Origin of the sequence: Kitasatospora sp. NPDC088351, from assembly GCF_040685575.1 — a bacterium.
GTDB lineage: Bacteria > Actinomycetota > Actinomycetes > Streptomycetales > Streptomycetaceae > Kitasatospora.
This window is the reverse complement of the sequence record NZ_JBFBIL010000031.1, coordinates 1-24,036: the sequence shown is the minus strand read 5'-3', so window position 1 is coordinate 24,036 and position 24,036 is coordinate 1. Positions and strand designations below refer to the sequence as shown.

Here is a 24,036-nt window from a genome sequence, read left to right as displayed (position 1 = left end):
GGGGCGGGGTCAGGCGAGGCCGCCGCCGTCGACGACGAGGGCGGAGCCGGTGATGTAGCTGCTCGCGTCGCCGGCGAGGAACAGCACGGCGTTCGCGATCTCCTCCGGCGAGCCCGCGCGGCCCATCGGCCGGTCGGCGGCGTCCTTCTCGAAGGCGGACCACTGTGCCCGCAGCTGGCGCGCCTCGTCGCGGAGCATCGGCGTCATGGTGTCGCCGGGGTTGACCGAGTTGACCCGGATGCCCGCGGCCGCGTGGTCGATGGCCAGGGCGCGCGTCATGTTGACGACCGCGGCCTTGGAGGCGCAGTAGGACAGCGCGTTGCCGCCGCCCTTCAGGCCCCACCCGGAACCGGTGTTGACGATGGAGCCGCCCTCCGTCATCGCCGGGACCGCGAAGCGGCACATCAGGTAGACCGACCTCACGTTGACGGCCATCACCCGGTCCCAGTCGGCGGCGGAGATCTCCAGCGCGGTCTGGCGGCGGATGATCCCGGCGTTGTTGAACAGGACGTGCAGGCCGCCGAACCTCTCGACGGCGGTGTTCACGACCTGCTCGCAGTCCGCCTCGGACGAGACGTCGGCCCGCACCGGCACGGCCCGGCCGCCGCCGGCCTCGATCTCGCGGACGACGCCGGAGGCGTCCGCCACGTCGGCGACGACCACGGCCGCGCCCTCGGCGGCGAACAGCCGCGCGGTGGCCCGGCCGATGCCCGAGGCGCCGCCGGTGACGATGGCGACCTTGTTCCGCAACGTGTTCATAGGTCCTCACTCGCTGACTGGATGCGGTACATCACTGACTCGCGGTACCCGGTGACGACCCGGGCGTGCCCGCCGAACGCGGCGTCGGCCGCGGCGTCCCCGCTGTCCACGAGCAGCGGACGGCCGCCGAGCGCGGCGAGTTTCTGCTGGGTGGCGAGCAGCACGATCCCGGCGAGCCGGTCGAGCACGCGCGGGCTGAACTGCTGGTTGCCGCGGCCGATCACGAAGCCCTGCCCTCCGATGACGGACAACACGCCATGTGTGACCTGTGACATGGCAAGGGTGTGAAGGGTCTGCTCGGTGACGTCCGAGGCGAGCAGGACGCCGTCCCGGACCACGTCCACGCCCAGCGGCGTCAGCTCCAGGCCGAGCTCGCGCCCCACCGCGAGCGTCGTCGCGCCGGGCCCCAGCGCATAGGCCGCACCGGGTGCCATGGACGCCACCACCTGGCGCGCGATCGACTCCGCCGACCCCGGCGGCGCCGCCGACGACCCGCTCTTGCGCCCGCTGAGCCGCGCCCTGGCCGCGGGCACCCGCAGGGTCCCGTACAGCCGCACCCCGACCCGCCCCGACCGGTACGCGTCCTCGTCCAGGTCGACGACCTCCGCGGCGAGCGTCGTCCCGTCGAAGGCGGCGGCCGTGGTGCCGGCCGCGGACGGGCTGACCGCGAAGCACCCGGAGTAGACCTTCACCCCGGCCGGCACGCCGAGCACCGGCCCCCGCGGCCGGGCGTCCAGCACGTCCCGCGCCGTCCCGTCCCCTCCCGCGAACAGCAGCAGGTCCGCCCCGGCGAGCGCCGCCACCGCCGCCCGGGTGTCCGCCGGCCCGTCGGCAGCCGCCCCGGGCCGGGGGCGGTGGGCGATCTCGTACGGGACGCCGGCGGCGACGGCGCTGTCCTCGCCCATGGCGCCCGCGACGGTGCGCACCCGGATGTCCGGGCGGCGGCGGTGGAGCGCCGTCAGCGCGGCGGCCGCGCGGGTGGCCGCGCGGGGAACCGCGCCCAGGGCGAGCGCCCTGGCCTGGATGTCCGGGCCGTCGCTGCCCTTGAGGGCGACGGGACCGCCGAGGCCCGCCACGGGGTTCACGACCAGGCCGACGATCACCGGCGGTGCTTCCGGCAGTAGGCGCGCCAGGTCGGCGACCACTGCGCCGGGTCGTCCAGGCACGCCGGGTCGATCCGGTGGACGCTCTGGTTGTAGGGCGCGTTCCTGACGAACTCCGGGTTCTCGCGGGCTTCGGAGGCCACCTGGGCGAGGATCGCGGCGTACTCGTCCAGGTCCTCGCGGGAGTAGGACTCCGTCGGTTCGAGGGTGAAGGGCTCGGCGACCACGTAGGGGTGGTGGCTGGTCCAGTAGTGCACCCCGAAGTCGGCGGCGCGCACCCCGATCTCCTCCGAGTGGACGCCGGTCTCCTCGGAGAGCTCCTGCCAGGAGTAGCGGACCTGTTCCACCCGCCGCCGGTCCGCCCACGGGACGGACGCGCCGGGGATCCGCAGGATCTTGTGCATCAGGTAGTTGTTGTTGAGGACCGCCGTCTCCGCGACCTCCTTCAGGCCCTCCGCGCCGAGCGCCATCACCCAGGCGTAGGCGCGGACGACGTTGGGCGTGACCCCGAGGAACGGGCGGATCTTCCCGACCGAACGGGCCGGGGAGTTCAGCGTGTACGAGTCGCCGTCGCGGTCGACGACCGGGCCGGGCAGGAACGGGACCAGCGCCTCGGAGACGCCGCACGCGCCCGCCGCCGGGCCGCCGCAGGCGTGCGGCGTCGAGAAGGTCTTGTGCAGGTTGAAGTGGCACAGGTCGAACCCGGCGTCACGGGCGCGGGTGACACCGAGGATGCCGTTGGCGTTGGCCTGGTCGTAGCAGGCCAGCGCGCCCGCTTCGTGGACCAGTTCGACGAACTCGCGGATCCTCGGGTTGAAGATCCCGGTGTCCTCCGGATTGGTGATCATCAGTGCGGCGGTGCGCGGGCCGACGGCCGCGCGCAGCGCCTCGATGCCGGGGCAGCCGTCGGCGTCCGGCATCAGGGTGATGACCTCGTACCCGGCGGTCTTCGCGCACGCCGCGTTCGAGGGGTGCGAGAACATCGTGGTGATGACCTGGTCGCGCCGGCCGCCCTCGCCCCGGGAGGCGTGGTAGGCGCGGATCATGGCGATGTTGGCGTAGATCGCCGCCGAGCCCGCGCCGGGCTGCAGTGAGACCCGCGCCATGCCGGAGAGCTCGTTGAGGATCTGCTCCAGCCGCCAGTAGATCTCCAGCACGCCCTGCACGGAGTCCTCGGGCTGCAGCGGGTGCAGCTCGGCGATCTTCGGGTCGCGCACGAAGGTGTCGTTGACCTTCGGGCTGTACTTCATCGTGCAGGTGCCCTGGCCGACGTCGATGTTCAGGTCGGCGCCGAGGGTCTCCTGCGACAGCCTCAGGTAGTGCCGCACCACCTGGTTCTGCGACAGTTCGGGCAGCGCGGGCGGGGTGCGGCGGCCGACGCCCTCGGGCAGCTCGACCGGCGGCGCGTCCGGGGCCGGGACGCCCACGCCGCGCCGCCCGGGCCGGGAGAGCTCGAAGATGATCTCTTCGTCCCAGCGGGCCTGGTGGAAGCGGCGCAGGACGGGCTTGGGTGCGACCGGCAGCGTCGCGAACGGTTCTCCCTGCGAGCTCACTTGGTGCCTCCGAGGGCTGAGAGGGCGTCCTTGACGGCCGCCGCGAGGGTGTCGATGTCGGCGATCGAGTGCCGCTCGGTGACGCAGACCAGGACCTCCCGGGGGCCCAGCCGCACCCCGCCGAAGATGTCCGCGCGCCGCAGGGCCGCGAGCAGCCCGTCGGCGTCCGGCACCTCGATGGCGAACTCGCGGAAGTGGAAGGCGTCCTGGTGGCGGACCCGGGCGCCGGCGGAGGCGAGGGCCCGCATGGCGTACCTGGTCCGGGCGAGGATCGTCTCGCCGATCTCGCGCATCCCCCGCGGGCCCATGAGCGCGAGGTAGACGCCCGCGGTGATGCCCCACAGGGCGGCCGCGGTGCCGACCCACTCCTTGCCCTCCTCGCGCAGCGCGAAGGAGGTCCGGTCGTAGAAGACGTCGCCGAAGCCGTACTCGCCCGCGACCGCGGTCGGGGCGATGCCGAACAGGCGGGAGGGGAACTCCGCGACGAGGCGTTCCTCGTCGTGGCTGGCGATGAAGCCCGCCTGGCCGCCGCCGTACTGCTGGTGCATGCCGAGCGACTGGATGTCCCCGCACACGAGGTCGGCCCCGAAGGACGCCGGCGGCGCGAGCACGCCGAGCGAGATCGGGTCCGTCCCCACCACCAGGAGCGCGCCGGCGCCGTGCGCCAGGTCGGCCAGCTCGCGTCCGCGGGTCTCGATGACGCCGTAGACGTTGGGCGTCTCCAGGTAGAGGGCGGCGAAGGTGTCGTCCGGGCGGACCTCGCCCGTCTCCCCCGAGGCGGCCACCGGGGCGAGCACCGTCTCGATGTCCGGGGCGAGGTAGTCGCGGATCTTGGCGAGCTTGTCGGGGGCGACCGCGCCGCTGACGAGCACCCGGTGGCGGCCGGTGCGGCGCGCGGCCATCCGCAGGGCCGTCCCCGCCGCCTGGAAGCCGTCGTAGGTGGGCACGTTGACGACGTCCATCTCCAGCAGCTCGCCCATCATCGAGACGTACTCGAAGAGGGCCTGGAACCGGCCGTGGTCCTCGTAGGGCTCGCCCGCGTAGGCGGTCAGGAACTCGCCGCGCCCGTTCACCTCGTCGCAGACCGCCGGAACGTGGTGCGGGTAGCAGCCGTGCCCGAGGAAGCTCAGCACCTGCGTCGTGTCGGTGTTGCGGGCCAGCAGGCCGCGCATGTGCCGCACCAGGCCCTGCTCGTCGGTGAAGGGGGCGGGCAGGTCGAGGGGACGGGCCGGCCGCAGGTCGGCGGGGATGTCGCCGTAGAACTCGGCGACGTCCGGGGCACCGATCTCGGCGAGCATCGCCGCCCGGGTCTCGGCCCCCGCGTTGGGGATGTAGGGATGGGTCACGGGTGCTCCTCAGTGCTTCAGGACCACGGCGTCGCGTGGCGCGATGACCACGCGGCCGGTCAGGAGACGGCCGGTCAGCAGGTCGGTCCCGGGGGCGGGCAGGGGGACGGTGGCCGGTTGGGCCCCGTGGTTGAGCAGGAACAGGAAGTCGCCGCGGCGGCAGGCCTCGACGCCCTCCGGCAGGTCCGTCCCGGTGACGCCGGCGGCGGCGAGGACCTCGTCCAGGACCGGCGTCAGGTCGTCGGGCAGGCAGCCGAGGTAGGTGGCGGTGCCGCGACGGGTGACGGCCGCGCGCCCGTCCAGCGGGCCGCCGCGGTAGCGGGCCACGACCTGCGCGTCGTCGACGTCCAGCCACTCGCTCCAGGTCCGGGCCGTCAGCCGGGTGCCGTCCCGCATGACGACGTCCTGGGTCCGGCCGTCGGGGATCGGCCAGAACTCCTCGGCGCGCACGCCGAGCAGTTCCCGCAGCGGCCCGGGCGCCCCGCCCTCGTGGACCTGGTCGGCGGCGTCCACGACCCCGCTGAACGGGCCGACGACGAGCCGGCCCGGGAAGGAGGCGAGGTTGGCGGCGTGCTCCGCCGTGCACAGGTAGAGGTTCGCGACGATGACGACCTTGTAGGAGGAGAGGTCGCGGCCGGGCGGCGCCAGGTCGACGGCGATGCCGCGGGCGTGGAGCGGGGCGTACCAGGAGAGCAGGAGTGCGTGCAGCCTGAGCCGGTCGGACGGCAGGGACTCGGGCGCCTCCAGCCCCCACCAGCTCTCCCAGTCCAGTACGAGGGCGACGTCGGCCGCTGTCGTGGCCCCGGCGACCTCGGCCAGCCGTCGCACGTCCGCGCCCAGCGCGAGCGTCTCCCGCCACTGGCGCGAGTCCGTCCCCGCGTGCGGAAGCATCGCCGAGTGGAACTTCTCCGGGCCGTACCTGGCCTGGCGCCACTGGAAGAACATCACGCCGTCCGAGCCGTGGGCCAGCGCCTGCAGGCTGTGCAGGCGCATGACGCCCGGCTCCTTCGGGACGTTCACCCGGCGCCAGCTCACCGCGCCCGGCGCCGATTCCAGGAGCAGCCACGGCTGCCGCTTCAGGGACCGCATCAGGTCGTAGCTGAGCGCGGCCTTCACGTGGGCCCTGGGGTCGGCGGGGTCGGGGTAGGCGTCGTCGCTGACGAGGTCCTCGGCGGCGGCCCATTTCCAGTAGTCGAGGTGGTGCAGGATGCTCATGAAGTTCGTGGTCACCGGGATGTCCGGGGTGACCTCCTTGAGCACTTCGCGCTCGGCCCCGAAGCAGGCGAGCAGCGCGTCGCTGGAGAACCGGCGCCAGTCCAGGAGCTGGGCGGGGTTGACCGGGCCGGGGGCCTTCCGGGGCGGGTTGACCTGCGTCCAGCCGGTGTAGTGCTGGCCCCAGCAGGACGTTCCCCAGGCGGAGTTGAGGCCTTCCAGGGTCCCGTAGCGGGCCTGGAGCCAGCGGCGGAAGTGCCGGGCCGACTCCTCGCAGAAGCATTCGACCGTATGGTCGGCGTACTCGTTGCCGATGTGCCACATGGCCAGCGCGGGGTGGTCCCGGTAGCGCTCGGCCATGGCGCGCGCCAGCCGGACGGTGCCGTCCCGGAACACCGGGGAGGAGGGGCAGTAGCCCTGGCGCGAGCCGAACTCCAGGACGGTCCCGCCCGCGTCGACGGGCCGCACCTCCGGGTGGCGCCGTACGAGCCAGGGCGGCGGTGTCGCCGTCGCCGTCGCGAGGTCCGCGGCGATCCCGTGCGCGTGGAGCAGGTCCAGGACCCGGTCCAGCCAGCCGAAGTCGTGGACGCCGGGCGCGGATTCGAGCCGGGACCAGGAGAAGACCGCGACGGTCGCGATGTTCACACCCGCCTCGGCCATCAGCCGCATGTCCTGTTCCCACACCTCCTCGGGCCACTGCTCGGGGTTGTAGTCGCCCCCGAACAGCAGCCCCGGCACCCGTGTCAGGCCCATGGTCCGTCTCCCGTCCACCCCACCCGCATTTTGTATTCAGAATGCATAGTGCAGTACTCTGCACCCGGTCAAGGGCCAGGCCGGAACCGGAGATTGGGGACCCGATGGCGATCAAGCGCCGACCGCTGCGCGAGCAGATCCGCGACGAGCTGATGGAGCGGCTCACCCGCGGCGAGTTCGCCCCGGGCACCGACGTCAACGAGGCCGTCCTGGCGGCCGAACTGGGCGTCAGCCGCACCCCGCTGCGCGAGGCGCTGATCACGCTGGCGGGCGAAGGGGTGCTGGAGAGCAGCCAGGGCCGCGGCTTCCGCTTCGCGCCCGTCAGCCGCAAGGAGTTCCGCGAACTGGTCGCGATCGTCGCCGCGCTGGAGTCCCTCGCGCTGGAGTCGTCCGACCCGGCGCACCTGCGGAAGATCGCCCCGGAACTGCTGGGAATGGCCCAGGAGTTCCCCGACCCGGTGGCCGACCACGCCACGGTCGACCGGCGCGACGACGAATGGCACGGCCTGCTGCTCAGCGGCTGCCCCAACCAGCGCCTGCTGGACCTGCTCGCCGGCGTCAAGGCCGGGATGCGGCGCTACGAGAACCTCGTCGTCGCCGAGGACGAGCCGGTGGCCCGCGAATCCGAGGAGCACTGCGAGATCGCCCGCAGGCTCCTCGAGGACGACCTCCCCGGCGCCGTCCGGGCACTCAGGGCCAACTGGGTGGGCGGCATGGAGCGCATGCTCGCCCACATCCCGTGATGCCAGGGCTTGTCAGGCTAGAACGCCGCGTGGGCCAGCCAGTGGTCCAGCAGCGCGCGGTCGCCCGTCACCGTCACCCGGCCGTCCAGCGGCGGGACGCGGCGGGAGAACACCAGCATGAGGTCCGCCACCGCCCCCGACACCACCACGTCGGCCTCGACCGGTCCGCGCTCCCACCGCGGCGCCCCGGGCGTCCTGGTGACCACCCAGCCCTCCGCGGCCCCCGGCCGGAACCCGATCCGCTCGCCCCGGCCGCGCAGCCCGGCGACCGCCGGCCTGACCGCCGCGAAGGCCGGTGTGGACAGCAGGTCCAGGTTCTCGCCGATCACGTCGGCCGCGAGGTCGTCGGCGATCGTGAACGCGGTGTCCGTCGCCAGCGCCGCGTCGTAGTGGTGGACGCAGGTGTCGCTCAGCATCCTGCGCAGCCAGAAGGCGGCCGGCCGCGGCCCGGTGAACGTGCGCGTCCCGGTGCCCGCGCCGGTCTCCCGGATCGCGCGGATCAGCTCCTCCGCGCCCTCGCGCAGCCACCGGGCCCACCCGTCCGGGGCGCCGGGATCGGCCTGCCACGGGTCGGGGACGGGCAACTGCTCTCCCCCGCGCACGAGTTCGGCCGCCCACCGGTGTTCCTGGCCGACGTGCCCGACGAGGGTGCGCAGCGGCCATTGCGGGCAGGTGGGCACCCGGGTGTCCGGGTCCCTTCCGGCGACCGCGCGGACGAACCCCCCGGTCTGCTCCCGCAGGCCCTCCACGAGCCGTGCGGTGTCCAGCGTCGACGTCATCACGAAAGCTCCTCTCACAAGGTGACGCAGGTACGGTAGAAGCTCCAGTCCGGTGGAGGTTCAAGTGCCTTTGCTCGATGAGACGTTCGGGATCGGCGAGCTGGCCCGGCTGACCGGCGTGCCGGTGCGGACCATCCGCTTCTACTGTGACGAGGGCATCGTCGACTCGGTGCGCAGCACGGGCGGGCACCGCAGGTTCGACCGGGCGGCCGTGGAGCGGCTCGGCCTGGTCAGGCGGTTGCGCGGGCTCGGGCTCGGGCTGTCCTCCGTCCGGCAGGTGCTGACCGGCGAACGTTCCGTGGCCGAGGTCGTCGCGGCCGAGCGGGCCGCGCTCGATGTGCGGCTCGCGGACCTGGCCTGGCGGCGGGCCTCGCTGCGGGCGGTCGAGGAGGCGGGACCGGCCGAGCGGGCCGCGCGGCTGGAGCTGCTGGCGGCGGTGCGGGACGGGGGTGCCGCCCGCGACGCGCTGGCCGGTTTCTGGCGGCGCGCGCTGGTCGCCCCGGTGTCCGGGGCGATGCTCGCCGCGTTCGTGGCGATGGCCGTGCCCGAGCCGCCCGCCGATCCGACGCCGTCGCAGGTGGTCGCGTTCGCCGAGCTGTTCGCGCTGGCAGGTGACCGGGAGCTGACCCGCCGCCTGCTGGCCATGGCGCGGGCCAATGCCGAACTGGTCGCCGACGAGGCCGAGTTGCTGCACGGGATCGGCGAGGCGTGCGCGCTGGCCCGGCCCCTGGTGCGGGCGGGTGAGCCGCCCCGCGCTGGCCCCGAGCTCGACCGGTTCGTCGCGGCACACGTCGCGGTGCGCGGCGGCGGCGACACCCCGCGGTTCCGGGGCCGGCTGCTGGCCCACGTGGCCGCCGACCGCGATCCGCGGATGCGCCGCTACTGGCGGCTCGTGGCCGAGGCCGGCGGCGACCCGGCGACGCCCGGCGCGTCCCACCTGTGGCTGACCGACGCCCTCGAACGCTCCGTGAGTCCCGGTGGGGCTGTTCCCGGTGGTGCCGCTCCCGGTGGCTGACGCCCGGCGCGGTCGGCGGGCTGCCCGGTGTCCTGGCCGGTGTCCTGGCCGGAGCGTGCCCGCTTCGCGTTCCCGGGATCCGTTCGGTACGGCGATGACCGGTTTCACGGAACCGGTGCCGTCCTTCTTCGCCGGCGATTCGCCGGGTCGGCGGACACGGGCGAACAAGCCCTTCGCCCGTCGGGGCGGAGGACGAGGGCTCCGGTGGTGCCCCGAAACAGCATCCGAACGGGTGATTTCATGCCGGTTGCCTCCCCCACGGGCGCGCGGGCACACCACCCTGGGAGCCGACGGTGTATCAGTACCCGTACTGAGCAAGTCAGTTGTCGACAAGAGGAGAAGGCATGCCCACGTACGAGACCGAGATCCACACGGGTGGCGGAGGCTGGCAGCCGGACCAGCCGCTCAGCCTCTCCATCGCCAACCGCTCGAATGTCGTTCCCGAGGACGGTGCTCCCGCGACCGGCACCAGTGTCACCTGGTCCGGCGACGCGGGAAACGGCAACGTCACCTTCTTCGACAACGGCGCCTCGTTCCAGGGCACCGCCCAGTTCCCGGGCGAGGGGCCGGTCGGCTACCGGGGGAACCGGGTTGACTGACCGCTGACGCGCGGACGTGGTGCGGGCCCTGCCGGCCGGTTCACGGCAGGGCCCGCACCACGTCCGCACCACGGCACGAACCCGCCCGGTCCGGCCCGGCGCGTTCGGTCACCGGACCGCACAGGCCGTCCTGGACGCCTTCCAGGGCGCGGGCGGAGGCTCCCGGCCGGCGGGTACGGTACCGGCATGACGGGCAGTCCGGACACGGTGCTGGTGGTGGTGCGCGGGCCGAGCGGCGCGGGCAAGTCCACCATCGCCGCACGGCTGCGCGCCGCCTACGGACGGGGCATCGCCGTCGTCGCCCAGGACGTGCTGCGCCGAACCGTCCTGCGCGAGCACGACGTCGCCGGCGGCGCGAACATCACCCTGATCGACCTGGTCGCCCGGCACGCCCTCGACCACGGTTTCCACGTCGTCGTCGAAGGCATCCTCGCCGCCGAGCGCTACGGCCCGATGCTCGCCCGGCTCGCCGCCGACCACCGCGGCCGCACCTTCCTGTACTACCTCGACGTGGACTTCGACGAGACCGTGCGACGGCATTCCACCCGCCCGCAGGCCGCCGAGTTCTCCCCCGAGGACATGGCCGGCTGGTACCGGCCCCACGACCTCGTCCCGGGCGCCCGCGAACACGTCATCGGCCGGCACAGCACCCTGAACGCCACGGTCGAGCGGATCCTCGCCGACACCGCCCTCACCCCGGCCGGCTGGACACCCCGCCCCTGAGCCGCCGCTGGCGACCCGCCTCGCCGGTGCCGGGGCGCCGCGAGGTCTTCGGGGGCGCCCGGTGCGAAGCCCTGGCTCTCCCGGGCGGTCCCGATCGCACGGACCGCGGTGTCCGTGCACAGCGAGCCGCGTAACTGTCCTTCCCTACGCGGCGAGTAGGCCGTTGCGCTTCAGGAGCGGCAGCACCTGGTCCCTGACCGCCGGAGCGAGTCGGACGTCCGGCTCGGTTCCGGTGATCCACCGCATGTCCGCCAGTTCGGCCGCGGGCCGGGGGATCCGGCTGATCCCGGCAGTGAAGACCGTCATCCGCATGGGCACGTTCTCCAGCGCGGCCAGGGCCTCGACGTCGGCCAGGAACCGCGGTTCCAGAGGACGGACTCCGAGTTCCTCGTCGAGTTCCCGGACCAGTGCTTCGGCCGGCGCTTCACCCGGATCCGGCTTCCCGCCCGGCAGATAGAACACCTCGGGTGCCGCCTTCTTGCTGACAACGAGCAGCTTCCCCTGCTCGACGACCGCGGCAGCCACGACGATCAACGGCGCGGCTTCGTCATGGTTCCCGGGCGCGACCGCCCCATCGTGTTGTGTCATGTGGATCATTCTCCCAGGCGCTGCGGTGGCACCGGTCGACGGCATCGCCGCCCGCTTCGTGGAGAACGGGGCCTGCCGGCGGATCACCGTACAGACGGCCGGTTTCCCGGCAGAATCGAGCCATGACCTCCTCCTCGTCGGGCGTTGTCCCGGACCCCTTGCCGCCCGGACCGGCCGTCGGCGGTGGCCTCGCGGACCGCCTGCGCCGCACAGCCGCGGAGCTCGGCCTCGACCTGCCCGCGCCGGAGAAGGAGTGGGAGCGCAGCGCCGAGTTCAAGGACGCCGACGGCCGCCGGGTGTGCATAAACACCCCCAACAGGAGGCGCCGCCACGATGTGCGCTTCCGGAAGCAGGGCGCCTGGCTCGCCACCGGGCGGACCGCGGACCTGGCCGCCGTGGTCAGGGCCACGGTGGCCTGGATGAGCGGTGCGGACCTCGAACAGACCCGGGCGGTGGCCCCGTTCATCCGGTTCGGGGACTGGGCCGTCGCCCACGAGCGCGAGCCGTTCGACCCGGTCGAGCTGGCCTGGTGGCACAAGCTCGACCGGTACCACCTGCCCCCGTGGGACCGCCGTCCCCACAGCCGTGCGCTGACGGAAGCGGCTCACGCCCAGCCGGCCCTTCGTCGGCTGATGCCGGTCAACAGCCACTACCTGCTCCGGTTCTCCACCCGCGTCAACTTCCCGTACGCGTCGGTCGGGTACTCGGTCGACCCGCACCACGACGGGCTGTACGTCGTACGGGACGAGAAGGGGGAGGTCGTCGCCCGCACCGAGACCCCCGAGGAGGCCGTCGCCCTCGTGGTGGCCGCTCTGCCGGAGGACGCCGGCCCGGCGCGCTGACCCTGCCGGCCGCCCGCGCGGGGCGCTCGGCCGGGCCCGGTTGGCCGGCGCGTGCCGGGCGTCAGAAGTGCCCGTTGTCCGTCCACGCGTACCAGTGGCCCGACAGCCGGGTGTAGCTGTTGCCGTCGCGCTCGGCCGGCGGGCCGTCCGGGAGGTAGGCGTGGCCGGTGAGCTCGAAGACGCCGCTGCCGGGGACGGTGAAGCGCAGGCCGGTGCCGGGCGCGACAGGCCGTGGCGGGTACCGGGGCCGACTTGTGCGTTCCATTCGGCGTTCCGGGCCCGGTGTTCCGGGGTTCCGGCTTTGGGCCGGAGCGCCGGAACAGTGAAAAGAATATGACGCCCAGTCATCGGAAAGTCACGCGTTTCCGTGATTGGGTGCGCACCGGATGGGATCCCGGCCCTATTTCCACGGCCGGGTCGCGGTAGCCGGTTCATCACGCATTGCTTTCGCGCCGTCCGGCCATTGTCTCGCGGCGCACGGCCCGCCGGGATTTCCCCGGGCGGGCGGCCCCCCGGCGGTGGCCTAGACGTCCAGCCCGGTCTCGATGCGCTTGAGGCCGTGCCGGGCGAGCGCCAGGTTGGCGCGCGAGCGGTCCAGGGCCAGGTAGAGGAAGAGCGAGCCGCGGCTGCGGGCCAGCGGGCGGATCAGGTGGTACTGGGTGCCGAGCGTGATCAGGATGTCCTCGATGACATCGTCGACCGACAGCGCGGCCAGGGCGCGTATCTTCGCGCGGACGACCTCGGTGTTGCCGGCCGCCGCGATCTCCAGGTCGAGCTGCTGGCTCCCGCCGAGAAACCCGAGTGACATACCGCTCTCGTAGTCGACCAGGGCCACCCCGATGGCGCCCTCGATGCCCATCGCGTCCTTGAGTGCGTTGTCAATGTTCATGAGCTGTTCGTCCTTTGCGTGACTTCCGGGCGGAACCCCCGTGTGCAGGGGACAAAGTAGCAAGAAGTCGTCAGCTGTGGTCACCGCGCGGAAAGGGTGGAATAAAGTACGCTGCGCAGGCAGTTCAGAAAAGTGAAGGGGTACCGGTGCGCGCACTCGAGGCTTCCCTCTCCGATGTGCTCGGCTCCCCCGGAGTCGTCGGTGCCGCCCTCGTCGACGCCGTCACGGGCCTCGGCTACCGGTCCGCCGGGGAGCACCGGCTGCTCGGGACCGGAGCGGAGCTCGCCGAGCTGACGAACCTGATCGGCGACCGGCTGCACGAGGCCGGGGCGGAGGGCGAGTTGGAGAGCCTGGTGGTCACCAGCACCCGCCATCACCAGGTCGTCCGGGTGGTGCCCCGGCAGGGCGACCCGCTGCTGCTGGCCACCGTGCTGGACCGGGAGCGGACCAACCTGGCGCTGGCGCTGCGTCAGACGGCCGACCGGGCCGGGGACCTGCTGGCATGACCCTCCGTTCCCATGACTCCGCCCGGCCCGTGCCGCCCGCCGCGCGCAACGTGCCGGCGCTGCTGCTGGCGCTGCGCCGGGCGGGATTCACCGGCTCGGTCACCGTCTCCAGTGCGCCGGGCGGCACGATCCACCTGGAACAGGGGCTGGTCACCGCGATCGAGACCCCCGGAGCCCCCACCGCCGAGACCCTGCTGCTGAAGTCGCGGCGCGTCGGCGAGGCGGACTGGGCGGCCGCCGAGACGGCCGCCGCGGCCGCCCGCGCGGGCGACGCCCCGGGGCCGTGGGGCGGCGGCCTCGGTGCGGCTCTGGTGGCCCAGGGGTCGATCGGCGCCACCGAGCTCGAAACCGTCTGCGCGGCCGCCGTCTTCGACGGCGCCTTCGCCCTGGTGCTGAGTCCGCCCGGCAGCTGGCAGGTGGCCGAGGCGGCCGCGCCCGCCGGGATCGCGCTGCGCCCCGGGATCGAGCCGCAGCGGCTGTTCGAGGAGACCGCCCAGCGCGTGGCCCTGCTGACCCGCCTCTGGGGCCCGCCCGGCGAGCTGGCCCGTACCCGGATCCGCCCCGCCGCGCAGGCCGAGTCCAGGGCCCTGCGGATCCCGGACCGCTACCGGGAGATCCTGATCGCCGCCACCGGCCGGCGCACCGCGCGCGACATCGGATTCGCCCTTGGGCGCGGGCTGTTCGCGGTGCTGCTCGACCTGGCCCGGATGGACGCCCGGCACCTGCTCCACCGGGAGCCGGCGCGCCCGGCCACCGGAGTGCCGGGCGTCGCCCCGCGCACCCCGCCCAGCGGCCCGCCGCCGGCCGGGACCGGGCCGCTGCCGCGCCGGACCCCCGGCGTGCGCGGCCCGGGCGGTCAGAGCGGCCCGGGCGGCCCCGCCCGGCCCGGGGGCCCGGCGGCCGTTTCCGACGAGCCACCGAACGGACACCGCGCCGAGCGGACCGAGACGACCGAGAACACCGAGAAGAGCGCACCATGAGCAGCCAGACATCGCCCGCAGCACTCGTCGACGAGCTGAAGTCCCTCCGTGACCGGGTCATGGGCATCTCCGAGAGTGTCATCTCGACCGCCGATGGCCTGCTGGTGGCCGCCGACACGGCCGCCGTGCACCCCGAGTCGGCCGCCGCCCTGTCGGCCGCCATGCTCGGCCTCGGCCGGCGCACCGCGGCCGAGTTCGGCCTGGGCGGCCTGCGCGACGTGGTCACCCGCTGCAACGGCGGCTACGTCGTGGTGCTGTCGATCGGGGAGCAGGCGCTGCTGATGATCCTGGGTGACGAGGGCCTGGACATCGCCGGCCTGCACCGCGAGTCGCCCGCCTCGGTCCGTCGGCTGGGCGGGCTGCTCGGGATGGCCCCCGCCGCGCTCTAGCCGTACCGGCCCGTGAGGCCCGGGGACGCGGCCGGCGGGGGTGAGGGCGGGTCGTCAGGTGCCGGTGCCGCCCTGGTCCGGGGTGGGGCGCCCGGCGGCGGGACGGCCGGCCTCGGGCTCGTCGAGCAGCAGTTCCAGCAGTGGGACGGCGGCCTCCAGTTCCCGGCACTGCTGCGGAGTGAGCCGCCCGCTGCGGTGGGCCAGCAGCGCGGAGCGCTCCTGGCGGATCCGGGTGATCGCCGCCAGGCCGGCCGGGGTGAGTTCGAGCAGCTGTGACCGGCCGTCCAGCGGGTCGGGGGTCCTGGCGATCAGCCCGTCGGCGGTCAGGGGGGCGATCGTGCGGACCATGGACGGGACGGCGACCCGTTCCCGTGCGGCGAGTTCGCCGAGCCGCAGCGGGCCGTGCTGCTCGACCCGGGCCAGCGCGGAGAGCTGGGCGGAGGTGAGGTCCTTGCCGCTGGAGGCCTGGGCCATCTGCCGGTGGAGCCGGGCGATGACCAGGCGGAGCCGGACGACGGCCTCCGCGGAGAGGCCACCGCCGCCGGCCCCGCTCGCGGCCCCGGCCCCGGCCCCGGTCATGACCGGCCGGCCCCTCCGGCCGGCCCGCGCCGGCCCGCGCCGGGGCGTCCACCGGCCTCTCCCCCGCCCGGCCGCGGGCCGCCGGGCCGGGTACGCCCGCGCACCAGCGAGGCCGCGGCGGCGACCAGCGACATCGCGATCGCCAGCCAGAACACCACGACCAGGCCGTCGTGGAAGGGCCCCGAGATCAGCTGCGGGAAGAACTGCCGGCCGGTCAGCGTATGCGCGTTGGCCTCCGGGAGCTGTCCGAGCACGTGCGGGCCCAGCAGCTGCCGGATCGGGTTGTACCCGAGGAACGCGGCGAAGAGCGTGCCGACCGGCGGCAGCGAGGCGATGGTCTGCGCGTCGCCGGCGGGTACCCCCTGCGCGGTCAGCCCGGAGCTGAGCGTGTGCGGCAGCGACCCGGCCAGCCCGGCCACCATCAGTGAGAAGAAGACGCCGATCGACAGGACCATGCCGGCGTTCTGGAAGGTGGCACGCATGCCTGAGGCGGCGCCGCGGGCCTCGGCCGGCACGCTCGACATGATCAGCGAGGTGTTGGGGGCCGCGAACAGGCCGCCGCCCAGGCCGTTGAGGAACACCAGGCACGCGAACCACGGATACCCGAAGTCGGTCGGCAGCACCAGCAGTCCGGCGAAGGAGACGGCCATCGCCACCAGCCCGCCGGAGGCGAACAGCCGGGCCCCGGCACGGTCCGAGAGATATCCCGAGACCGGCCCGGCGGCGAGGAAGCCGAAGGTCAGGGGGACCAGGTAGATCCCGGCCCAGAGCGGGGTGTCCGCGTAGTCGTAGCCGTGCAGTGGCAGCCAGATGCCCTGCAACCAGATGATCAGCATGAACTGGAGGCCGCCGCGGGCGATCGAGCCCAGCAGGGTGGCCGCGTTCCCGCCGGCGAAGACCGGGTCGCGGAAGAGGGCCAGCGGGAACATCGGCTCGGCGACCCTGGACTCGATCAGGCAGAAGGCGACCAGCAGCGCCGCCCCGCCGGTCAGCCCGCCCAGCACCCAGGGGCTGGTCCAGCCCATGGTGTGGCCGCCGTAGGGCTGGATACCGTACGTGATCGCGGCCAGCAGGGCGGTCAGGCCGACGGCGAAGGTGAGGTTGCCCCACCAGTCGATCCGGGCGGGCCGCCGTACCCCGGTGTCGCGCAGCGACCGGTAGGCCCAGACCGTGCCGAGGACGCCGATCGGCACGTTGACCCAGAAGATCGACCGCCAGTTCCACTCGGCCAGCAGCCCGCCCAGCACCAGACCGATGAACGAGCCGGCGATGCCCGCGACGACGTTCACCCCGAGCGCCGTGCCGCGCCGGTCGGCCGGGAACGCGTCGGTGATGATCGCCGCCGAGTTGGCCATCAGCATCGAGCCGCCGACCGCCTGGACCACCCGCCAGCCGATCAGCCACAGCGCGCCGGGGCCGCCGTGCAGCGGGTCGAGCGAGAGGGCCACCGAGGTGACGGTGAAGATCAGGAAGCCGGCGTTGTAGATCCGCACCCGGCCGTGGATGTCGCCCAGCCTGCCGAGGGTGACCACGAGGACCGCGGTGACCAGCAGGTAGCCCATCAGCATCCACAACAGGTAGCCGACGTTGCCGGGTTGCAGCGGGTCCAGGCCGATGCCGTTGAAGATCGCGGGAAGTGAGATGAGGACGATCGAGGCGTTGACGGTGGCGATCAGGGTGCCGAGGGTGGTGTTGGAGAGCGCGACCCACTTGTCGTGCGGACGGCCGGGACCGGCGGTCCTGCGGGAGCGGCCCGTACGGCCGGTTCTGTCACCGCTCGCTGCTCTGGTCGCCACCGCTGCCTCCTGGAGAGCGATCGGCTGTGGCTGCCGTGCGGAGAGCATGTCGATAGCTCTCGTCAGCTAACGATAGTCCGGTCATCGCCCTGCGGACAGGCGCACCGGGTACGGGGACCCGGTGCGTCCCGGGCTGCCGCGCGGATCCGCGGCGGCCGTCCGGTCCGTGTTCATGTGATCTTGTGTGCGAGCCCTTAGCCTTGTGCGCGGACGATCCGCGTCCGCGTCGCCGGTGATCGGTCCCTGGAAAGGACGGATCGGCTCAGTCCGGACAGTACTTCCTTCCGTCGAGGTAACACTCCGTCAGCAGTCCTTGCGCCCGGGGGGAGACCGCAGAGCCGGGTGCCCATCGTTCAGCGGGGAGGCTCCACCATGAGTCGAACAGGCATATGTCCAAGAGTTCTCGTCGTCGGGGCGGGCCTGGCCGGCACCGCCACGGCGATCCGGCTGCTCCGCTTCGCGCGCAGGCCGCTCGAGATCGTCCTGCTGGAGCGGCGTTGCGACTACCGGTCCGCCGGCGTCGCGTACCACCGCGACGGCAACCCCTGGGACCATGTGTTCAACATCCAGGCGGGTCGGATGTCGGTGTTCCGGGAGGACGTCCATGACTTCGTCCGCTGGGCCAACTCCGAGGCCGACCGCCGGGATTGGCCGGAGCCCTGGGCCGGGCTCGAGTTCGTCGAGCAGGGCCCGGCGCCCCGGCGGATCTTCCAGGACTACCTGATCGACCGGCTGGCCGAGGCCAGGCGGGAGGCCTGTCCCGGTGTCGTGCTCGTCGAGGCGGACGGCGAGGCGGTCGACCTGGACGTACGGCCCGCAGGGGTCGAGGTGACGGTGCGCCGGCCGTCCGCGGGCGGTACCGGGGCCGGGCCGGGCCCGGAAGAGACCGTGCTGTTCGCCGATCACGTCGTTCTCGCGACCGGCCTCGAACTCAGGGAACCGCCCTTCGCCGCCGGGGTGTTCGCGCACGAGTCCTTCGTGCGGAACCCGTACTCAGCGGCCGGCGTCCGAAAGCTCGCGGCGCTGCCGCCCGGGGCGACCGTCGCGATCGTCGGGTCCGTGCTGAGCGCGTACGACTCGGCGGGCCTTCTGCTGCGCCGGGGCCACACCGGGAGGATCCATCTGATCTCCAAGACCGGGACGATGTTCCGGACGTACCCCGGCGGACACGAGCACGGAGTGGTGCAACTTCCCTGCCCGGCAACGCTGCTGGAGCCGTACCGCAATCGTGAGGAGTTCCTCGCCCGGGTCCGGGCCGAGTGGGAGGCGGCGTGCTCGGCGGTCGTCCGGGACCATCCCGGGGTCGACCCGGTGGTGGTCGCGGAGCGGGTGGCCAAGGCGTGGGAGCCGCATCTGCCCAAGGCCCTCCAGCGGATTCCCTCCGATGAACTGCGGCGCCTGCTGGACGAGTTCGGTACCGCGATAGCCGCTTTCCGGGTCGGCGCGGTGGAGTACACGATGGAGGTCATCGAGCGCGCGATGCACCCGGCGGACGGGTCGGTGAAGCTGGTCGTCGGCAACGTGGAGGGGATCACGCCGGCGCGGTCGGGGCGGCTGGTCGTCTCGGTCGTGGCCCCGGAGGAGAAACACGCCATCGAGGCCGACCTGGTGGTGTCCAACTTCGGCCGGGAGTCGGACTACAGCAGGGTCGGCCAGCCGCTCTGGAGGAATCTCCTGCGCAGGGGGATCGCGGTCCCCCATGAGCGCACCGGGCGCGGCCTGGAGGTCGACGGGCAGGGGGTGCTGCTGGGCCCCGGCGGGGAGCCGGCCGGCCCGGTCTCCGCGGTCGGCGTGCTGAGAGAGGGCGACGAGATCGTGCGGAACGGCCGGACCGGTGCCTTCACCTTCAATCTCGCCGCCATCAAGAACCATTCAATCGCGGTCGCCGCACACGCGATCGAACAACTGGAACTGCGCGAAGACGGGTTGGCCGGGAACATGGCTCAATACCGTGGCCATGTCGGCAATACAGAGGAAGCGGCCGGGGCCGGATTCGAGGAGGCTGTGGTCATGGAGGTGAGGAGGATGGCCACCCGTGCCCGAAGTGAACGGGAACTGCTCGATTCCCGGCTGGACGCCTGTATCCGGTCCATCGGCGCACTTCCGACCCTTCCGGTGGAGGCTTCCCGGCACAACCGCCTGACCAGGGCGTTCGTCACCCGGGCCGCCGTCGAACGACTCACCGACGTCTCCGTGACACCACGGCAGCTGCGTCGACAACTGGGGATAGCGAACGCCGAAGATCTGGGGGATTAATTGAACGGGCGGCGGATTCAGGGATTCCTTTTGACCGGTGGTACACAGAGTGTGTTGCGAGGTACTTGTAACCGCACCAGAAGTCCACTCGAGGGATCCATCCTCGTCGCCCCTTCCCTCGAAGCGGGTCTGTACGACGCGATCGTGGCGGCGCGTGCGATCGTCTGCGGTTCGGGTGGGCTGACCGGCCACATGCAGTCCATCTGCCGCGGCCGGGGAATACCCGTGCTCCGCGTCGACCAGGCGGACCTCGCCGACCTGGTCGGCGAGGTGACGCTGCACCTGGAGAGCCAGTCGGTCGTCATCGGGTCCGACGCGGGTGTCGGGGCCCCGGGCCCGGGGGCCGGGAGTCCGTCGGTGGACCATCTCGGCTCCGCGTGCGCGGTCATCGCGGACCTGCAGGACATCCGCACGATCAACTCGTGCGGGCCGAACGCGAAGCGGGTCGACTCCTTCTTCATCCGGGAGGAGTTCCTCTGCCTGGCGGCGGGCCTGCGTCCGCTCGACGCCCTGGACGGCGGCCCCGCCGACATCGCGGTCTACGGGCAGGCCGTCGCGGACCGGCTGTGCACCTTCGTCGAGGCGCTCCTGCCCGGCCAGCGGCTGGTCCTGAGGCTTCTCGACCTCCGCTCCGACCACGCCGCCGGCGTCACCGAGCTGGCCCCGGTCGCGGTCGAGCCGAACCCCGAGCTGGGCCTGCACGGCGCGCGCTGGCTGCTGGGTTCGACCGCCTACCGGGACGCGCTGCACACCGTGCTCGCGTCCTTGCGCAAGCGGCTCGGCGACGACGCGGACCGCGTGCACCTCTCGGTTCCGTTCCTCAACGACGCGGAGGAGTTCGCCCAGCTCAGGGCGCACCTCGAACTGCCGGCCGACGTGCCCGTGTCCGCGTTCATCGAGACGCCCGCGGCGGTGCACGCCACCACGGAGATCTGCGCCGCGGGCGCCAGCGAGCTGTTCGTCGGCACCAAGGACCTGGTGCAGTTCTACCTGGCCGCGGACCGGACCAACCACCTGGTGGCCGAGTCCTACCAGACCCGGCACCCGGCCGTCCTGGACGGGGTGCGCAGGGTGGTGGAGTCCGCGCGCGCCGCGGGTACCCCGGTGAGGGTGTTCTCGCTGGGCGCGGACCTCACCCACTACCTGGAGCGCCTGCCGACCCCGGACGGTTACATGATGTGCACCGCCGAACTCCGGCAGGTGGTCCTTCAGCCGCAGCCCTGACGCCGCCACCGCGCGGAGCACGAAGCCCGGCCGCCGCCGGGGTGACCGGGGCGACCGGGCTTCGTCGGGCTCACGGGCGGCGACCGGCCGCCGATCAGGCCTCCTTGACCACCACGGTCTTGGCCGCCTTGTCGTGGAAGCACTGCTGCAGCGGCTTGTCCCAGAGCAGCGACAGCACGTTCACCAGGGAGAACAACGAGCCGATGCAGTAGACCGCCTGGGGCAGGCCGTAGACCGCGCTGCGGGTCCAGAGCTCGTTGTCGGAGGGACGGCCGCCGTGCGCCGCCGAGACCACCCGCAGCTTCATCACCTTCTTGCCGACGGACTGCTGGAGCTGGGTGAGCATCATCACCGCCTCGTAGCCGAAGACGACCACGGCGCCGATGACGCCGGCCAGGATCGAGCCGGCCGCGGACGCGACGGTGAGCTGGATCACGAGCAACGGGATCAGCAGCACGAGGCAGTCGATCAGGCGGGCCAGGAAGCGGTCACCGGGGCCGGCCAGGGTGCGGCCCGGGCCCAGCCACGGCGGGATCTGGCCGCCGCCCTGCGGGTAACCGGGCGGGGGCGGGTAGCCGGAGCCGGGCGGCGGGTAGCCGGGACCGGGCGGCGGGGGCGGGGGCGGGTAGCCGGGGCCGGACTGCGGGTCGTACGGGCCCTGCGGGGCACCGTGGCCCGGCTGCGCCGGAGGCTGCTTGCCGTAGGGGTTCTGCTCTGACGGGTAGCCGTAGCCGGGAGGTGGGTTCGTCATCGTCCTGCTCGTCTCGTGGTGGTGTCCCCTAGGGTCTAGCGGCTGGGTGATCCTTTAGGAAGACCGCGGGGTCAACCGTTACGTGAACACCACGGATTCGCGATCTCGTCACGGCCGCTCCAGGCCCCGGCGTCGAGGCCGCCATCACGGTAGGCGTTCTGGTGAAAGGTCACGTGTGATCTCGTCTCTCTGTGCGGTGATGAATTTCCTCGAACACGGCGCTGCTGCGCGCTGTGGCACACGGGAGACTTGACCTTCCGCGCCGGCTCGACCTGGCCAGCCTCCGTCAAGGGTGGCGTAGATGGCGGTTGAGCAGGCAGGATCGACGCATGAGGCTTCTGGTGATGGGTGGCACTTGGTTTCTCGGCAGAGCGGTGGTGGACGGCGCGCTGGCGCGTGGGTGGTCAGTGACGACGTTCAGCCGCGGCCGGTCCGGTTCACCGGCGCCCGGGGCTGATCACGTACTGGGAGACAGGACGGTGGAGGAAGATCTGCGCCGTCTTGCCGGTCATGGTCCGTGGGACGCGGTGATCGACACGTCCTCGACCGAGTTGGCCCCGAGGGGCGTACTCCTGGGTGCCTCGGTGTTGCGTTCCCAGGTTCGCCATTGGGTGCATGTCTCGACGGTCTCTGTGTATCGGGGGTGGCCCCACGCGGTACTGACCGAACAGGACGCCATGCTTGACTGCCCGCCTGACGCCGACGAGACCTTCGGATACACGGGTGTGGACGGGTCCCCGACTGTCTACGGGTTCCAGAAGGCCGGCGGTGAACGGGCGGTCACCACCATGTTCGGGAACGACGTGACATTCCTACGCCCGGGGGTAATCCTCGGCCCTAAAGAGTATGTCGGGAGGCTTCCGTGGTGGCTCGGCCGGGCAGCTCGTGGCGGCAGCATTCTCGCGCCCGCACCGGCCGATCGACTCATCCAGCCAGTTGACGTCAGAGACGTTGCCGGTTTCGCGCTGGACCGGGCGGCCGTAGCCGAGGGCGCCATTTTCAACGTCACACACCCGATCGGAATTACCTTCGGTGACTTTGTTGAGGCCTGCTTGCGCGTCACGGGCGGGGTCGGCCGACCTGTGTGGGCCCAGAGCGACGCGCTGGCCAGGCATGGTGTGACGGAGTGGACCGAACTGCCGCTGTGGCGGACGCACCAGGGTGTCTGGAGCGTCTGCTCTCAGAAGGCAGTGTCCGCCGGGGCACGGTTCCGGCCGATCGAGCAGACGATCAACGAAACGTGGGCGTGGCTCCAAGAGGGTGGCGAACTAATTGACCACCCGAGGCGCCACGCCCACGGCATCAGCGAGGACAAGGAAGCCCTCGTGCTGGCCAGCGTCCGCTGACTGACGGATCAGCCTATGGCCAGCGTGCCGCCGAGTTGGGAGTGCGCGCCGACGGCCACATACTCCTCGATCCGCTCAGCGAGTTCCACCCGTACAGGACCCGGTCCGCTGATCTCCGGAGACGCGAGAGCGCGCCGAAGACCCCCAGCACGGGATGTGATGCCGGCTACCCGCCGCTCCTTGGGGATCTCGAAAACGGGCGCTACCGCCTCCACGGCTCCATCGAATTCGCCGGCCAGTAGCCTGGCGTGGCTCAGGTCGATGGCTGCCTGCGCCAGATCCGTTGCTTCCTGAGGGGTCGACAGGCCAGAATCGTGGACCTTCCGCATCAGGGCAATCGATTCCATTGCCGACTGCTCGGCGGCCGGACCGTCCTTGACGAGAAGGAACGTCGTGGCGTTGCTCATGAGCGCGCGGCGGCGCGAGAAGCTGAACTCACCGCCGACGTCATCGTGCAGGCCGTCTCGCTTCCCATCGCCGGGTTCCAGAGCGGCAGTCGCGGCCAGGCGAGCGGAGTTGGCATCACCAAGGTGGCCATAGGCCCTCGCTTCGATCACCGCCAGGCGCTGGCGGGCCGTGTCGCCGAGTCCAGGGAAACTCTGCGCCTTCTCTACCTGTCGGATGGCCTCTGCGGGCCGCTGATCCCAGTAGGCCAGAATCCCAAGAGTTCCGTGAGCGAAAGCCCTGAGAGGGCCATGGTCGACGACCTCCCCGTACATGGCGGCTGTCCGTGCGAAGCTCGTAGCAGCAGTGATCGACCCCAGGTCGAACACCGCAGTCGCCAAGACTGCCGAAGCCTGGCCGGCCGCGAGGTAGAGACGTTCCCGCTGCCTGACGATCTGGGTGCGGTCAAGCATCGCCGTGACCGTGGCGAGCAACTCGTTTCCCATCCCGTACACGGCGAACGGCGGATGGGTGTGATAGGCCCGAGCCAGCGCGAGGGCATCGTCCTCAACCTGGTCGAGCGTCATGTCCGGCAGGTTGCCGGCCGCGGCATCGCTCGCGTGCTCGGCGGCTCGTCGTGCATTCATTACAAGATCGCTTTCATCGATCACGGACCCGACGGCTGGCGGCATTGAGCTGCCGCCCGCCGGGGCGAACAGGTCCTTGGCGGTGAGCCTGGGGAACATCCGCTCCAGAACCGCCGGTGCAGGAAAGCGGGGCAACCCCTTCACACCGCCGTTCCTCCAGCGGGAGACGGTCATGACTGAGAGGGCGGTTCGAGAGTTGATGTCCGTTTCGAGTTGAGGTTGGGGAGAGGGCTGCTGGCTGCGGGGGTTCGGTCGGCTACTGCTTCTTGGTGAA

The 24,036-nt window shown here is 72.3% G+C and carries 24 protein-coding genes; 11 read left to right on the top strand and 13 right to left on the bottom strand.

The features are described 5' to 3' along the window. Nucleotides 1-9: 9 nt before the first annotated feature. From AB0P06_RS21725 to AB0P06_RS21705, 5 genes are read right to left on the bottom strand one after another with little or no spacing between them, the layout of a single operon-like run. Nucleotides 10-759 carry an SDR family NAD(P)-dependent oxidoreductase gene (locus AB0P06_RS21725; RefSeq protein WP_363609683.1) on the bottom strand — a complete coding sequence of 250 codons (750 nt, stop codon included), beginning with the start codon at nt 757-759 and terminating at the stop codon, nt 10-12. Beyond that, a complete protein-coding gene (locus tag AB0P06_RS21720) occupies nt 756-1,925 on the bottom strand; it encodes an NAD(+)/NADH kinase (protein ID WP_363609681.1) in 1,170 nt (389 codons plus the stop codon). The genes AB0P06_RS21725 and AB0P06_RS21720 overlap by 4 nt, the downstream gene beginning before the upstream one ends. Beyond that, nucleotides 1,859-3,415, bottom strand: coding sequence for an aminomethyl-transferring glycine dehydrogenase subunit GcvPB (gcvPB, locus tag AB0P06_RS21715; RefSeq protein ID WP_363609679.1), 1,557 nt, complete (start codon nt 3,413-3,415; stop codon nt 1,859-1,861). Before gcvPB ends, AB0P06_RS21720 begins: the two co-directional genes overlap by 67 nt. Further along, entirely contained in the window at nt 3,412-4,761 is a 1,350-nt protein-coding gene (gcvPA, locus tag AB0P06_RS21710; RefSeq protein ID WP_363609677.1) for an aminomethyl-transferring glycine dehydrogenase subunit GcvPA, read from the bottom strand. Before gcvPA ends, gcvPB begins: the two co-directional genes overlap by 4 nt. A 9-nt stretch (nt 4,762-4,770) precedes the next feature. Then, entirely contained in the window at nt 4,771-6,726 is a 1,956-nt protein-coding gene (locus AB0P06_RS21705) for a beta-galactosidase (protein ID WP_363609675.1), read from the bottom strand. Between the two features lie 104 nt (nt 6,727-6,830). Here AB0P06_RS21705 and AB0P06_RS21700 point away from each other — a divergent pair, with 104 nt between their 5' ends. Continuing rightward, nucleotides 6,831-7,469: a GntR family transcriptional regulator gene (locus AB0P06_RS21700; RefSeq protein ID WP_363609673.1), complete on the top strand. Its 639-nt coding sequence runs from the start codon at nt 6,831-6,833 to the stop codon at nt 7,467-7,469. 17 nt (nt 7,470-7,486) lie between these two features. Here AB0P06_RS21700 and AB0P06_RS21695 read toward each other — a convergent pair whose 3' ends face one another. Further along, nucleotides 7,487-8,248 carry a maleylpyruvate isomerase family mycothiol-dependent enzyme gene (locus tag AB0P06_RS21695; RefSeq protein WP_363609671.1) on the bottom strand — a complete coding sequence of 254 codons (762 nt, stop codon included), beginning with the start codon at nt 8,246-8,248 and terminating at the stop codon, nt 7,487-7,489. Nucleotides 8,249-8,312: 64 nt separating this feature from the next. Between AB0P06_RS21695 and AB0P06_RS21690 the strand changes: the two genes are divergently transcribed. The 3 genes from AB0P06_RS21690 to AB0P06_RS21680 all read left to right on the top strand — a co-directional run bounded on the left by AB0P06_RS21690 (nt 8,313) and on the right by AB0P06_RS21680 (nt 10,585). Then, the gene (locus AB0P06_RS21690; RefSeq protein WP_363609669.1) at nt 8,313-9,263 is read left to right on the top strand and encodes a MerR family transcriptional regulator; all 951 of its coding nucleotides are present in this window, start codon (nt 8,313-8,315) and stop codon (nt 9,261-9,263) included. A 344-nt stretch (nt 9,264-9,607) separates the two neighbouring features. After that, the gene (locus AB0P06_RS21685) at nt 9,608-9,862 is read left to right on the top strand and encodes a hypothetical protein (protein ID WP_363609667.1); all 255 of its coding nucleotides are present in this window, start codon (nt 9,608-9,610) and stop codon (nt 9,860-9,862) included. A 186-nt stretch (nt 9,863-10,048) separates the two neighbouring features. After that, nucleotides 10,049-10,585: a kinase gene (locus tag AB0P06_RS21680; protein WP_363609665.1), complete on the top strand. Its 537-nt coding sequence runs from the start codon at nt 10,049-10,051 to the stop codon at nt 10,583-10,585. 144 nt (nt 10,586-10,729) lie between these two features. Here the strand turns inward: AB0P06_RS21680 and AB0P06_RS21675 are convergent, their stop codons facing one another. Next, nucleotides 10,730-11,173: an NUDIX domain-containing protein gene (locus AB0P06_RS21675; protein ID WP_363609663.1), complete on the bottom strand. Its 444-nt coding sequence runs from the start codon at nt 11,171-11,173 to the stop codon at nt 10,730-10,732. A gap of 122 nt (nt 11,174-11,295) precedes the next feature. Between AB0P06_RS21675 and AB0P06_RS21670 the strand changes: the two genes are divergently transcribed. Then, the gene (locus AB0P06_RS21670) at nt 11,296-12,015 is read left to right on the top strand and encodes a DUF6193 family natural product biosynthesis protein (protein ID WP_363609661.1); all 720 of its coding nucleotides are present in this window, start codon (nt 11,296-11,298) and stop codon (nt 12,013-12,015) included. Nucleotides 12,016-12,076: 61 nt separating this feature from the next. Here AB0P06_RS21670 and AB0P06_RS21665 read toward each other — a convergent pair whose 3' ends face one another. Together AB0P06_RS21665 and AB0P06_RS21660 are read right to left on the bottom strand one after the other, a co-directional pair. Continuing rightward, the gene (locus tag AB0P06_RS21665) at nt 12,077-12,280 is read right to left on the bottom strand and encodes a hypothetical protein (protein WP_363609659.1); all 204 of its coding nucleotides are present in this window, start codon (nt 12,278-12,280) and stop codon (nt 12,077-12,079) included. Between the two features lie 258 nt (nt 12,281-12,538). Further along, nucleotides 12,539-12,904 (bottom strand): hypothetical protein, encoded by a 366-nt coding sequence (locus AB0P06_RS21660; RefSeq protein WP_363609657.1) that lies wholly within the window; start codon nt 12,902-12,904, stop codon nt 12,539-12,541. A 146-nt stretch (nt 12,905-13,050) separates the two neighbouring features. Here AB0P06_RS21660 and AB0P06_RS21655 point away from each other — a divergent pair, with 146 nt between their 5' ends. The 3 genes from AB0P06_RS21655 to AB0P06_RS21645 are packed head-to-tail and all read left to right on the top strand — an operon-like array spanning nt 13,051 to nt 14,779. Beyond that, complete coding sequence (locus tag AB0P06_RS21655) at nt 13,051-13,410, top strand: hypothetical protein (RefSeq protein ID WP_363609655.1); 360 nt, start codon at nt 13,051-13,053, stop codon at nt 13,408-13,410. Beyond that, entirely contained in the window at nt 13,407-14,390 is a 984-nt protein-coding gene (locus tag AB0P06_RS21650) for a hypothetical protein (protein WP_363609653.1), read from the top strand. Before AB0P06_RS21655 ends, AB0P06_RS21650 begins: the two co-directional genes overlap by 4 nt. After that, on the top strand, nt 14,387-14,779 hold the full coding sequence (locus AB0P06_RS21645) for a roadblock/LC7 domain-containing protein (protein ID WP_363609651.1): 393 nt from the start codon (nt 14,387-14,389) through the stop codon (nt 14,777-14,779). Before AB0P06_RS21650 ends, AB0P06_RS21645 begins: the two co-directional genes overlap by 4 nt. Before the next feature lie 54 nt (nt 14,780-14,833). On the opposite strand, the gene AB0P06_RS21640 is transcribed toward AB0P06_RS21645, so the two are convergent. Together AB0P06_RS21640 and AB0P06_RS21635 are read right to left on the bottom strand one after the other, a co-directional pair. Beyond that, nucleotides 14,834-15,358: a MarR family transcriptional regulator gene (locus tag AB0P06_RS21640; protein ID WP_363609649.1), complete on the bottom strand. Its 525-nt coding sequence runs from the start codon at nt 15,356-15,358 to the stop codon at nt 14,834-14,836. Next, nucleotides 15,355-17,034: an MFS transporter gene (locus AB0P06_RS21635; protein WP_363609801.1), complete on the bottom strand. Its 1,680-nt coding sequence runs from the start codon at nt 17,032-17,034 to the stop codon at nt 15,355-15,357. Before AB0P06_RS21635 ends, AB0P06_RS21640 begins: the two co-directional genes overlap by 4 nt. A 492-nt stretch (nt 17,035-17,526) precedes the next feature. Here AB0P06_RS21635 and AB0P06_RS21630 point away from each other — a divergent pair, with 492 nt between their 5' ends. Both AB0P06_RS21630 and AB0P06_RS21625 read left to right on the top strand, forming a co-directional pair. After that, the gene (locus AB0P06_RS21630) at nt 17,527-19,410 is read left to right on the top strand and encodes an FAD/NAD(P)-binding protein (RefSeq protein ID WP_363609647.1); all 1,884 of its coding nucleotides are present in this window, start codon (nt 17,527-17,529) and stop codon (nt 19,408-19,410) included. Continuing rightward, nucleotides 19,411-20,634: a putative PEP-binding protein gene (locus AB0P06_RS21625; RefSeq protein WP_363609646.1), complete on the top strand. Its 1,224-nt coding sequence runs from the start codon at nt 19,411-19,413 to the stop codon at nt 20,632-20,634. A gap of 94 nt (nt 20,635-20,728) precedes the next feature. On the opposite strand, the gene AB0P06_RS21620 is transcribed toward AB0P06_RS21625, so the two are convergent. Next, nucleotides 20,729-21,385, bottom strand: a complete 657-nt coding sequence (locus tag AB0P06_RS21620) for an RDD family protein (RefSeq protein WP_363609644.1) — start codon at nt 21,383-21,385, stop codon at nt 20,729-20,731. Nucleotides 21,386-21,714: 329 nt separating this feature from the next. Here AB0P06_RS21620 and AB0P06_RS21615 point away from each other — a divergent pair, with 329 nt between their 5' ends. After that, entirely contained in the window at nt 21,715-22,731 is a 1,017-nt protein-coding gene (locus AB0P06_RS21615; protein WP_363609642.1) for an NAD-dependent epimerase/dehydratase family protein, read from the top strand. 8 nt (nt 22,732-22,739) lie between these two features. Here AB0P06_RS21615 and AB0P06_RS21610 read toward each other — a convergent pair whose 3' ends face one another. Continuing rightward, nucleotides 22,740-23,936, bottom strand: coding sequence for a hypothetical protein (locus tag AB0P06_RS21610; RefSeq protein ID WP_363609640.1), 1,197 nt, complete (start codon nt 23,934-23,936; stop codon nt 22,740-22,742). Between the last annotated feature and the right edge of the window lie 100 nt (nt 23,937-24,036).